General features: G+C 74.0%; 5 protein-coding genes. 3 read left to right on the plus strand and 2 right to left on the minus strand.

Going from position 1 to position 12,610, the window contains the following annotated elements:
- Positions 1 to 540 precede the first annotated feature (540 nt).
- Together ACIBSV_RS03250 and ACIBSV_RS03255 are read left to right on the plus strand one after the other, a co-directional pair.
- Positions 541 to 3,513 carry a helix-turn-helix transcriptional regulator gene (locus ACIBSV_RS03250; protein WP_395859182.1) on the plus strand — a complete coding sequence of 991 codons (2,973 nt, stop codon included), beginning with the start codon at positions 541 to 543 and terminating at the stop codon, positions 3,511 to 3,513.
- Between the two features lie 127 nt (positions 3,514 to 3,640).
- Entirely contained in the window at positions 3,641 to 5,290 is a 1,650-nt protein-coding gene (locus ACIBSV_RS03255; RefSeq protein ID WP_395859183.1) for an ATP-binding cassette domain-containing protein, read from the plus strand.
- A 51-nt stretch (positions 5,291 to 5,341) separates the two neighbouring features.
- Here the strand turns inward: ACIBSV_RS03255 and ACIBSV_RS03260 are convergent, their stop codons facing one another.
- The gene (locus ACIBSV_RS03260; RefSeq protein WP_395859184.1) at positions 5,342 to 6,739 is read right to left on the minus strand and encodes an aminotransferase class V-fold PLP-dependent enzyme; all 1,398 of its coding nucleotides are present in this window, start codon (positions 6,737 to 6,739) and stop codon (positions 5,342 to 5,344) included.
- A gap of 259 nt (positions 6,740 to 6,998) precedes the next feature.
- On the opposite strand from ACIBSV_RS03260, the gene ACIBSV_RS03265 reads away from it, so the two are divergent.
- The gene (locus ACIBSV_RS03265; protein ID WP_395859185.1) at positions 6,999 to 8,021 is read left to right on the plus strand and encodes an ABC transporter substrate-binding protein; all 1,023 of its coding nucleotides are present in this window, start codon (positions 6,999 to 7,001) and stop codon (positions 8,019 to 8,021) included.
- 48 nt (positions 8,022 to 8,069) lie between these two features.
- On the opposite strand, the gene ACIBSV_RS03270 is transcribed toward ACIBSV_RS03265, so the two are convergent.
- Positions 8,070 to 12,533 carry a hypothetical protein gene (locus tag ACIBSV_RS03270; protein WP_395859186.1) on the minus strand — a complete coding sequence of 1,488 codons (4,464 nt, stop codon included), beginning with the start codon at positions 12,531 to 12,533 and terminating at the stop codon, positions 8,070 to 8,072.
- Between the last annotated feature and the right edge of the window lie 77 nt (positions 12,534 to 12,610).

A 12,610-nucleotide genomic window follows, 5' to 3' on the forward strand; every position in this document is an offset into this window, starting at 1 on the left:
ACCCGGCCTTGCGAGTCCATGGCGGGCGGGGCGGGATTCGCCCGCCCGATCGGGTCCGGTCGGTGAGGATGGCGCCGTGTCGATCTTTTTGGAGACCCCACGTCTGGAACTGCGCCCGTTCACCAAAGCCGACCTGCCGGACCTGGCCGCACCATGCACCCGCCGGTTCCCACCCACCCACCCGCACCACCCACCCGCCGTCCACCCGCCACGCGCCCTTCCCTCGTGCGCCCGCCCGCGCGCATTGCCCGCTTCGCGCGCCCGCGCCGCGCCGTTCGCTTGCCCCGCACGATCCGCCTCCCGTGCCGCGCCCTCCCCTGGCGCGTGCCCAGTCGCACCACGCGCCCGCCGCGCGCCCACCCGGGTTGCCCGGCCGCCGCGTGCCCATGTTGGCCGGCCGCGCTGTTACCCGCCTTCGTCTCGCCCGGTTCGCCCGCTGGGCCCGCCTGCCCTGCACGGTCCGCAGGGGTCCGCAGGGGCCCGCAGGGGGTCCGTACCCGCTCTGCCCGTCGGGTCGTGTCGCATGGGAAGCTGCCTCGTGTGAGTGTTCCAAGTGGTGTGCCGCTCTTTGTCGGACGTGAGCTCGAGATGGGGCGACTGGTCGAGGCGCTGGGGGAGGCCGATCGAGGCGAGCCCCGCGTCGTGTTGACCACCGGCGAGGCCGGCGTCGGCAAGACCCGGCTGCTCGAGCAGTTCCTGGTCGAGGCGGCCGGGCGGACCGAGCCGACCTCGGTCGCGGTCGGAGCGTGTCTCGAACTGGGCGCCGAGGGGCTGCCCTTCGCGCCGTTCTCGGCGATCCTGCGCACCCTCTCCGGCGCCCTCGGCGTCGACTTCGAGGCCGCGGTCGGGGACCGGCGTCGTGAACTGGCCTGGATCTCGCCCACCCTCGCCGCTGAACCCGGCCAGGGCCCCGCGCCCGAGCGGGCCCGGCTGTACGAATCCGCGCTGCGTGCGCTGGAGCGGATCGGCGAGGAGCGCACGCTGGTCGTCGCCTTCGAGGACCTGCACTGGGCCGACTCGGCCACCCGGGAGCTGCTCGCGTTCCTGGTTCGCTCGCTGCGCCGGGGCCGGATCCTGCTGGTCGGCACGCTGCGCGCGGACGCGATGGACCGCAGCCACCCGATGCGCCGGCTGGTCGCCGAGATGGAGCGCATCCGCACGGTGAGCCGGCTCGAACTGGGCCGACTCACCATGCCCCAGGTCGAGGAGCACCTCACCGGCCTGCTCGGCGCCCCGCCCTCGCGCGCGCTCACCCAGCAGGTGTTCGAGCGCTCCGAGGGCAACGCGTTCTTCGTCGAGGAACTCGCCGCCGGCGTCCGCGACGGCCGGCTCGCCGGTCTCTCGGACACGCTGCGCGACCTGCTGCTGATCCGCATCGAACAACTGCCCGAGCAGGCCCGCCGGGTGGTGCGCCTGGCCGCCGTGGGCGGCATCGGGGTCGAGCACCGGCTGCTCGCGGAAGTGGCGGGCCTGGATCCGGACACGCTGGAGACGGCGCTGCGCGCGGCGGTCTCCGGCCACGTCCTGGTGCCCGACTCGGACGGCGAGGGCTACTCCTTCCGACACGCGCTGGTCCGCGAGGCGGCTTTGGGAGACCTGCTCCCCGGCGAACGCATGCGGATGTACGCGGCGTTCGCCGAGGCCCTGGACACCCTGGTCGAGCGCGGCGAGCTGCCACCGCATCGCGACCACGTGGACCGCCGGGCCCGCTACTGGAGCGCGGCCGGCCGCCCGGCCCTGGCCCTGCCCGCGAGCGTGACGGCGGCGGCGGCCGCCGCCGACCGGTACGCGTTCGGCGAGGCGTGGACGCTGTACGAGAGCGCGATCGCGATGTGGGATCAAACCCCCGATCCCGAGCGACTGACCGGCACGACCCTGGCACAGGTGCTGGACGGCGCCATCGTCGCGGCCCGCTACGACAACTCGGGGGACCGTGAACTCGCCTTGCTGCGCCAGGCGTTGGATCTGCTCGACGAGGAGCAGGAGCCGGTCCGGGCGGCGGCCCTGTGGACCCAGCGCGCGAAGACGCTGAGCCGCTTGGGCCGCGGCCCCGGCATGATCGAACTGGAGCACGCCGGAAGGCTGTTGAAGGACCTTCCGGAATCGATCGAGTACGCGAACGTGGTGATCCGGAGCGCCCGCGCGCACTTCCTGGAGGGAGAGGCCGAGGAGGCGGTGCGGATGGGCCGGGAAGTCCTGGAGATCGCCCGGCGGCTGGACGACCGGGACCTGCTCGCCACCACCCACCAGACGCTGTCCTGGTTTCTCACCGGAGTCGGCGAGCTCGACGAGGAGCAGGCGCTCGCGCACGGGCGGGAGGCGGTGCGCGTCGCCGAGGCGGCGCAGGGCGCCAAGCCGGACACCCTCGTCTACGTGCTCGGCAACTGGGCCTCGGTGCTGGAAGGCGTCGGTCGGCACGACGAGTCGGTGCAGGCGGCCTGCCGCGCGCTGGATCTGGCCAGGGAGCGAGGCGTGATCCGCAACGCGGGCGCCTTCGTGCTGGGCAACCTCGCGGAGAGCCTGTTCTCGCTCGGTCGTTGGGACGACGCGGCCAAGACGGTGGACGAAATCCGCGAACACAACGCCGACGGCTGCGCCACCGGACACGCCGAACGAATACTGGCCATGGCCCACCTGGTCCGCGGCGACGTCTCCGAGGCCGCCGGCCACCTGACCCACGCGCAGGAGAGCGCACGCGTCAAGTATCAGGAGGCGCAACACCGGATCCCACTGTCCGGCGCCGCGATCGCACTGGCCCGGGTGCTCGGCCGACGGGCCGAACTGGACGAGATCCTGGACGCGGAGCTGCGGGCCGGTTTCGGCGTCGGCAACCAGCGGTTCGCCTTCCCGCTGCTGATCGAGGCGGCCCGCGCGTACGCCGAGGGCGAGTTGACCGACGCGATCCGGGCCGACCTGCGCCGGATCCGGGCGGCGGGCGCGGCGCTGTCGCTGGACTGCGCGCTGGACCGTACCCAGGCGCTGACGCTGAACGCGCACCTGGACCGGGCCGAGCGCACCGACACCGTCGCGCAGTGGCAGGAGGTCGTCGCGGCCTGGGACTCGACCACCCAGCCGTACCCCACCGCCCAGGCGTACGCCGACCTCGGTGCCGCGCTGGTGGCCGCCGGCGATCGGGTCGAGGCCGGCGCGGCGCTGGCCCGGGCGCACGCCGCCGCGGTGGTGCTGGGCACGGTGCCCCTGCGCGAACAGATCGAACTGCTCGCCCGCCGGGCCCGGATCGACCTGCCCGGGCACCCCGGCTTCGCCGCCGGGCGCGCGGCGCACCAGGTCGGCGAACCGACGCCCCGGGAAAGGGAGGTGCTGCGGCTGCTCGTCGAGGGACGCAGCAACCGACAGATCGCCGAGACCCTGTTCATCAGCGTCAAGACCGCCAGCGTGCACGTCTCGAACATCCTGGCCAAGCTCGAGGTGGCCACCCGAGGCGAGGCCGCCGCGCTGGCCCACCGGATGCGCCTGGTCGAGGACTCGCCCCCGGTCGACGACGCTCCCTGAACCGGATCGGCCCGGGTGGGGTGTCCTCGCGCGGCGGACGGGCTATACATGGTCCGTTCGGTGTTTCGGGGGCATGCCGTCGGGGGTGGTCGTGGGGGAGCACGGGGTACGGGTCGCGGCGAGCGGGGTGACACGAACGATCGGTGGGCGCACCGTACTTCGGGACACCTCGCTGGTGGCCGAGGCCGGCGAGGTGTCGGCGATCGCCGGGAGCAGCGGATCGGGCAAGACCACGCTCCTGGACACCCTGGCCGGACTCCGGCCGCCCGACGCGGGTGAGGTACGGCACGACGGCGGCCGACCGGACGCGCGCGGTCTGGGGTATGTGCCGCAGGACGACATCCTGCATCGGGCGCTGCCGCTCGCGCACAGCCTGCGCTACGCCGCGGCGCTGCGCGAGCCGGCCGACGAGGGAGTGGACGCCGCCGTCGCGCGGACGCTGGCCGCGCTCGGGCTGACCGCGCGCGCCGACCATCGGGTGGACACGCTCAGCGGCGGCGAACGCAAGCGCGCGAGCATCGCGGTCGAGTTGCTCACCCGGCCGCGAGTGTTGTTCCTGGATGAACCGACCTCCGGCCTCGACCCGGCGGCGGCGGCCGAACTGATGTCCGTGCTGCGCGAGTTGGCCCGGGCGGGTACGACTGTCGTGCTCACCACCCACGCGCCGGCTGATCTGGCCCGCTGCGACCGGGTCGCGTTCCTGGCGCCGGACGGTCGGCTCGCGTACGTGGGCGACCCCAGGGCGATGTGCGCGCACTTCGGCGTCGCGACGGAGGCCGACGTGTACGCGGCGGTGGCCGTTCGGGGGGCGAGCGCCGACGCGGAGCGCGAGCCGGAGCTCGAACTGGAGCCGGAAGTAGGGGCGCTGGAACCGGAGTTGGACCGGCCGTCGGAGCCGGCGCCCGGGTCGGTCGAGCCGGTCGCACGCACGGCGCCCCGGGCCGATCGCGCGCTTCGGCAATGGTCCATCCTGGCCCGCCGCGACCTGGAACTGATCATCCGCGACCGACCGGCCGCCGCGATGCTGATCGGCTCGCCGCTGGTGATCGTGGCGATGTTCGCGATGCTCTTTCGGCCCGGCGCGTTCGACCCGGCCGACCCGAGTCCCTCCGGGGCCGCGATGATCCTGTTCTGGATCGCGTTCGGCGGCTTCTTCTTCGGGCTGACCTACGGCCTGTTGCAAATCTGCGTCGAGTTGCCGATCGTCCGGCGCGAACGCCTGACGGTGTTGCGGATCGGGCCCTACGTCGCGGCCAAGTGCACCGTCCTGCTGCCCATCCTCGCGCTGGCCGACGTGCTGTTGCTCGCGGTGCTGCGCGCCCTGGACCGGCTGCCCGCCGCGTCCTGGGAGGTGTACGGATCCCTCCTGGTGACCCTGCTGCTCGCGTCGGCGGCGGCGCTCGCGCTCGGGCTGCTGACCTCGGCGGCGGTGACCGAAGTGGGGCAGGCCACGCTGATGTTGCCGCTGCTGTGCTTTCCGCAGGTGCTCTTCTCCGGGGCGTTCGTGCCGGTGCCCCGGATGCCCGCGATCGGACACGCGCTCAGCTACGCGATGACCAACCGGTGGGCGTTCGAGGCGTTGGGCAGTGATCTGGACCTGCCCGGGCGCTGGGCGCACGGCCGGTCCGCGCTCGGCCCGCCGCTGCTCGCATCCTACGGGGACAGCTTCGACCACACGCCGGTGCTCGGCTGGGCCGTACTCGCGGGCTGCGCCGTGTTGTTCCTGGCCTCGACGTGCGCGGTGCTGGCCCGTCGGTGCCCGCGAGCGGGGGCCTGACGGCCGATCGTCGGATTTCGGGCCGGCGGATCGGCCGACCCGGCAGTCGGTTCAGCAGCGCAGTCTCGGTGCCAACCCCCGGGGGTCGACGGGTCGGTCGCGGTAGGTGCGGGCGACGAAGTCGAGGAAGGCGTCCACGTCGGCGATCGTGGAAGGTAATCCGAGCGAGACCCGCACCGCGCCGCCGGAGGGCAACCCGAGCCGGGTCAGGTAGTCGTCCAGCGTGCCGCCGGAGGCGGCCGTACGCAGCACCGCGCCGCGCAGCGTGCGGCGGGCGATGGAGAACGCCGCCTCACCCGCGCCCGGATTGCAGAAGCAGCCGGTTCGGACACAGATCCCGGCGGCCGCGGTGTCCCGCGCGACGATCCGCTCGTCGACCACCGTCCCGGCGGCGTCCAGGATGTTCAGCGCGACCGTGCCGCCGCGGGCGTCCACCGTGCCGGGCCCGTACACCCGGACCATCGGCTCGCCCCGATGATGGCGCAACTCGGCCAGCCCGGACAGGAGATGGGCGGTGAGTCGATCGACCCGATCGTGCACGGCCCGCATGCCCACCTCGTCCACCCAGGCCAGGCCCTGCGCGACGTCGGGGATGGCGAGGAAGTTGAGGGTGCCGTCCTCGTAGGCGGATTCGTCGTCGGCCATGCGATGCCAGCCGCCCTGCGCGCTGACCGCCTCGATGGTGCCGCCCGCGAACCACGGCCGGCGCAGTCGGGCGAGCGCGTCCCGGCGGGCGAGCAGACAGCCCACACCGGTCGGGTAGCCGAACACCTTGTACCAGCTCACCGCGACGAACTCCGGCTGTACCGCGCCGAGATCGAGCACATTGGTGGGTGCGTACGCGGCCGCGTCCAAGAGCACGTCGTAGCCGTGCCGGTGGGCGACGTCGATCCATTCCAGCGGGTGCCGGACCCCGGTGAAGTTGCTTTGCGCGGGAAACGCGAGCAGACCTCGGCGATGGGCCAGCGCGGCGCGCAGCGCGTCGCCGTCCAGGCGCAGGTCCGGGCCGCTCAGGCCGATGTACCGGGTGCGCGCGCCGGCGGCGCGGGCGTACTCGCGAATGCCGTTGACCGAGTTGTGGTTGTCGATCGGCAGCACGAAGCGGCTGCCGCGGCGGAACGGGTACGCCTCGCCGACGAGTCGGCACGCACCGGTGGCGTTCGCGGTGAACACGGCGGCATACCGGTCGGGGTCGGCGTTGAAGTGCTCCAGGATCGCCTGGCGGGTGTGTTCCACCAGCGCGGTGGAGGCGACCGAGGCCGGGTGTTCGGAGTGCGGATTGCCGTAGGTGGCGCCGGACATCCGCGCCGCGTGCGCGCGCCACTGGCGGCGTGCGGCCAACCCCGCGCCGGTGTGGTCGAGGTAGACCAGCCCCGCTTCGTCCAGATACCCGTACTCCTCGCGTCGGATCGCGTCGAAGTCCGGACCGAGCACGTCGGCCACCACCACGGCCCCACCTCCCCGGGTGAGCCGAGTCTCGCGCCGCCCGCGAGGCGGCGTCAACGGGTTCCGTCGGGTGGATCGGCGGTCGCGGCCGGTCGGCCGGATGCCCGTTCTCACCCCTGATGGCTGATCCGCGACAAGCATCCCCTAAGGTGACAAGGTAAGGCTTACCTCAGCGGTCGAGCCTGTCCCAACAGTGCGGGCCGATCGCCGCGTCGTCGTGGTGCCCGGCCCGCGTCCCTCACGCGCCAAGGAACCAGGACCCATGCCGATACCTCGCCGCCGGATCGCCGCCGTCGCCGTGACCCTGTCCGCCGCCCTGCTCACCGGGGCCTGCGGCTCGGACTCCTCGGACGGGAACAAGGGCGGCGGCAAGCCCGCCGTGGCGGCCGGCGGCAAGGAGTTCGGCAGCGCCGGCCAGGTGACCACGGGCCTGGGCACGGACGCGGCACCCGGACAGTACCCGCGTACGATCCGCACCGCGATGGGCGACGTGACGCTCAAGGCGCAGCCCAAGCGGGTCGTCGTGCTGGACACCGGCGAACTCGACAACGTCGCGGCACTGGGTGTCCAGCCGGTGGGCATCGCGTTCACCGACGGATCGCAGGAACTTCCGGCGTACCTGGACGGCAAGGCGGGCAAGCCGGCCAAGGTCGGCACGATCAACAACCTCAACCTCGAGGCGATCGAGAACCTCAAGCCGGACCTGATCCTGGGCAGCAAGCTGCGCGCGGAGCAGCAGTACCCGGTGTTGTCCAAGATCGCGCCCACGGTGTTCTCGGTGCGTCCCGGCTACACCTGGAAGGAGAACTTCCTGCTCAACGCGGCGGCCCTGGACAAGACCGCCGATGCCCAAGCGCAGTTGCACGCCTACCAGGTCCGGGCCAAGGCGCTCGGCGACAAGCTGGGCGCCAACAAGCCGACCATCTCGATGGTGCGCTTCATGCCGGGCAAGATCCGGCTGTACGCGAACAAGTCGCTGATCGGCACCGTGCTCCAGGACGTGGGTCTGCCGCGGCCGGCGAACCAGAACATCGACGACCTGGCCGTGGAACTGTCCGAGGAGCGGATCACCGAAGCGGACGCGGACAGGATCTTCGTCGGCACCTACGGCCCGGCGGACAAGACCGCGCAGGCACGGGTGACCGACAACCCGCTGTGGAAGAAGCTCGGCGCGGTGGAGAAGGGCAAGGCCGTCACGGTCCCCGACGACACCTGGTACCTCGGCCTGGGCGTGGTCGCGGCGAACGCGATCCTGGGCGACCTGGAGAAGAACCTGATCGGCTGAGGTCGATCCGCCCGACCCGGATCGGCCGGCACGACCGGTCGATCCGGGTCAGGCGCCCGTCGGGGGATCGCAGAGACGTCCCAGGGGTTCGCGTGCCGCGTGGGCGAGCAGCGCGGCGACTCCCGCGGCCGGCCCCTCGGCCCGGCGCCAGTGTTCGTCGCGTTCGGTGAGCGCCGCGAACAGACGTTGCCAGGACCGTTCCTCGGTGCCCAGCAGGTCCGCGGTCAGCGCGCTGATCTCGGTGTAGGCCGCGTGGACCGCGACCCGTACCGGCTCGGACGGGTCCACGCGTGCCCGGGCGTCGGCGACATAGCGCAGCACACGATCGGCGTGCCCCACCTCGTGCACCAGATCGTGGCCGGTGAGCAACCCCGCCTCGATCAACCGCTCGATCTCGACATGCCACTCGGCGGTGCCGCCTTCGGGCAGCACCCACGCGGCGACGGTACGGGCCACGCGCGGCCCGCGCCGGGCCGCGGCGAACGCCTCGGCGGGGTGCAGGTCGGTGAGCATCGCCAGGACGATCTCGTCGGGCGCGTCCGGTCGGCTCGCGAGCGCGTGCCGGACCCCGGCGGGCCACGGCTCGCGCGCGTGCTCGCGGCCCAGCAGTGCCCAGTCGCGCCGATAGGGCCGGTCCAGGACACGTTCGGCGTCCGCGAGCCGGTCGCACGCGCGCAGCCTCGCCACCAGTCGGGCCGGCGAGGACTCCCGGTCGATCCGCGAGGTCAGCACCGCGACGCCGGCCCCGGCCGAATCACCGGTGTCGGCCAGGGCCTTCGCCGCGACCTTGGCGGCACCGCTGCCCAACAGGCCGCGGTCGATCAGCGCGCGCAGCCGGTGCGGCCCGCCGAAGCGCAACGCGTTGCGCGCCGCGATCAGTTGCTCGAGCAGGGACAACTTCCCGGACATCGCCTCCAGCGCGCGCTCGACGACGTCGGCGTCGGCCGCCTCCACCGTCACCCGCAGCGCGTCCGTTCGATACTTCGAGAACACCCCCGGGGCGAGCAGGCGCCCCCGCAGGGCGGGCGACAGCGGTCGCGTGTCGTCGGCCGCGCGGGCCAGGATCCGACGCCGCTCGGCCGCGTCGCCGGGTCGCCTGGCGTCGCCGTACAGCCGGTCCTCCAGCACCGGATCGCGCCGGTCGAGCAGCCGCCCGCGCACGTGCCGGGTGTGCGGCGAGCGGGCCTCGCCGTCCGCGAGGATCAGCGCGGGGGCGACGTCGGCCAGAGACAGCACGTAGGCGACCAGGTCGTCCGTGACGTGCCGGGTGCGCTCCGCGTCGCGGGCCAGGGCGCTCGGTGACCCGGGTCCGAGCAGCGGGACAAGCGTGCGGAGCACGTGCGCGTCGGCGTAGACGAGCAGGGCCGATCCGGCGCTCGACAGCGTCGCGGGCGCGGCTTCGGGGCGCGGGGCGGGGCCGGCGGCCACCCGGTCGAGCAGTTCGGGCAGCGGCAGGTCGCCGCGCTCCGTGTCCATCGCGGCGACCGCGGCCGACCAGCGGTCGCGATCGTGGCCCAGACGGGCGGCGAGCAGGGCGCGTACGGCCCGGGTGAGCGGTTCGCGGGCGAGTTGGGAGAACTCGCCCGGGCGCGCGGCGCTCAACGCGCGCGCGGGCGTCGTGGCGATCAGGTCGGCCGGTCCGACCAGACCGGCGCGGTATCGCACCGAGGCCGAGGCGGTGTCCCGAAAGCCGATCGGATCACGCCGGGCCAGCCGTTCGCGCGGCAGGTCGGACGGAGCGGCCGCGCACGCCGCGACCAGCCACACCGGGTGGCACAGGTCGGGCACGTCCGCCTCGAGGGTCTCGGCGAACACCGCGAGCACCGCCGGGTCGGTGGGTATCGGCGCGCTCGGCACGATCTCCCGCAGCAGGTGCGCGGCGGCCAGCGCGCAGCCCCGGTCGGGGGTGTTGCGCCGGCCGCGCCTGGTCGGCAGCGTCGGCCCGGCCGGCTCGCGGCCGCGGACGGTCGGCGTGTGGCGCGCGAGGCTGTCCGCGAATTCGGCGATCTCGGCGTCGCTCAGGGCTCGTTGCGCGGCATCCGGTGGCCGGCCTGCCGCCTGCGCGGCGACGGTGATCAGTTCGGCGACGGTGCCCGCGAAGGAGTCGAGCAGCCCGAGGCCGATCACGGTGGCCTCGACGTGGCCCGCCAGGTGGGTGCCGACCAGTTCCGCCAGCCGGGCGCGGACGGGCGCGGCCGCGCCGGGGGCCAGCCTGGGCAGCGCGCGCAGCACCTCGCCGGCCGGCCGGGCGGTGTCCACCAGCAGTACCGGATCCAGCAGTTCGTGCTCGACACAGTCGTTCACCCAGGCCGCGTCGGCGCGACCGAACGCGACGGTGGTCAGCCGGTCGATCGGTTCGCGGTTGAGGTCCTCGGCGGTGGAGCCGCACGAGCGGTTGACCACGGCGAGCCGCAGCAACCGGCCCGGTTCGCCCTCGGCGTGTTCGTGGCGCAGGAGTTCGTCGATCGGCTCGGGCGGGTACGGCGTCCGGCGATGCCCGGCCACCAGGCGCGGCAGATCGTACACGTACGGCTCGTGGACGAGCGTGGCCATCAGCCGGCGGGTGGCGTTGCGTCCTCGCGCGGTGGCGAAGACGCGTGGCAGCGCGTCGGGATCCTCGTACGGAATGCGCAGCGAGCCCAACCTGCCCGGCCCGTCCGGGGCTTCGAGCGCCTCCAGGACGGCGGCGGCCTGGTTCGAGTGGCCCGGCCCGCCGAGCAATCGCACCAGGCGCCGGACCGCCTCGGGCCCGCCGCGCTCCCACACCCGAAGAAACGCGAAGCCGCGCGCGTCGGCGGAGGGGAAGGTGAAGAGCGCGGCGTGCACGAGCTCGGGGTCGCCGCTGACCGCCAGCGGGGTGAGCCGGCGCTGATCCCGGCAGTCCAGCAGTTCGGCACGCAACCGCGGGTCCAACGGCACGAGTTCGGTACGCCCCGGGGTGCGCGGGACCCCGGAGGCGATGCTGCGGCGCAGGGTGAGCGGGGTGTGGTGGTTGCGGTACACGGCCGCGTTCACGAACGGGTCGTCCAGGGCGGTGAGCCGGCCCAGCTCGCGCGGGTCCAGGCAGGCGTTCTGCGCGACCGCCGCGCAGACCCGGGGATCGCGGGTGGCCAGCGCGACGTCGAGGGCGTGCGCGGGCAGCGGCCCCTTGCCCAGCAGGTCGCGCAGCAATTCGTCGCGCAGGAGGGGCAACAGGGTGCGCAGGTCCCCGGGGTCGGCGGCGTAGAGCAGGAATCGGTAGGGCCTGGACAGCGCGGGCGGCACGGTCGATCCGACCTCCGGGATCGATCCGTCGGCGATCTCGGCCAGCAAGTGGGCCAGGGTGCCCCGATGCCGCGACAGGTGCACCCGCAACGTGGCCCAACGACTCGCCGAGCCGCCCAGCCGACGGTGCAGCAGGTCGGTGAGCGGGCGGACGAACGGGAGTTCGGCCAGGGTCGCGACGGCGGTTCGGGCGGGGGTGACGGTGTCCAGGACGAGGGCGGCGTGCCGCTCGTCGGTGCGTCCGGCGGCGCCGGCCGAGGCGGCGATCCGGGCCACCTCGGGATGGCCCGGATGCTGTGCGGCGGCTTCGAGCAGGGCGGCCGAGGGGCGGGCGATCCGGGCCACCGCGGCCGGGTGGGCTCGATAGAGCTCCACGAGCAGGGCGTCCGGGCAGTCCGCGCGCGCGACCAGCGCCGCCGCGGCGGCCTCGGGCAGCGGCTCGGCGCGTTGGGCGTCCAGCAGCCGGCTCCAGTGCGGATCGCGGCGCCAGGTGGGTTCCGGCTCGCCGGCGCGCAGGCCGGCGATCAGCCCGTCGGCGCCCTCGGCGGCGGCCACCGCGGCCTCGAGTTCGTCGGTCCGGCCGCTCTCCAGCGCGCGGGTGGCGACGGCGGCCACGTCGAGCACGGGCGGGGGATGGCCGCCGACCGCCGGGCCGGTGGGCGAGGCAGTGAAGTCCACCTCCGCGAGCAGCCCGGCCAGTCGTGGCGGATCGGCGAACAGGCCCAACAGGCCCCGTAGTTGCTCCGCGGTGGTGAGCCGCGTGGCGCAGGCGCGCAGCGCGTGCTCGATCAGTGCCGGGATCTCGGACACCACGGCTGCGCCGATGAAGTGCGGGTGGTCCGGCGGGTCTTCGGCGCACGCGCGGATCTCCTCCCACAACACGCCGAGCGCGTGCGGATCCGGATGTCGGCCCGGGGCGAGCACCTCGCGGCGCATCCACGGCAGGGCGGTGGCGTGCCGGTACACCAACCGATCCACGACCGGGTCCGGCCGCTCCAGCAGCGCGGCGAGATCGCCGGTGCCCGCCTCCGGGTTGCGCGCCACCGCGCGCCGAACCAGCACGTCGGGATCGCGAACTGCCTTGACCCGTGCGGCGATCGGCAGCGAAGCGTCGGCCAGGTAGGCGGGGTCGCCCTCGCCGAGCCGGTGGCGCAGCCGACCCGCGTCCCCGGGTTCGCCGCTCGCCACCGCGAGTCCGAGCAGCACCTCGGCGGCCGGGTCGTACCGGCGCGCGGCTCCATGCGTCACTGTTCGCTTTCCCCTCGTCGGGCCGACCTGTTCGCCGTCGCCCCTCGTCCCGGGCGGTGTCACGAGGACCACCCCAC

Source organism: Embleya sp. NPDC050154 (assembly GCF_044460165.1).
GTDB lineage: Bacteria > Actinomycetota > Actinomycetes > Streptomycetales > Streptomycetaceae > Embleya.

Coding starts and splice junctions, on each gene's coding strand:
- ACIBSV_RS03265 (WP_395859185.1), top strand. CDS start 6,999: ATGCCGATACCTCGCCGCCGGATCGCCGCCGTCGCCGTGACCCTGTCC.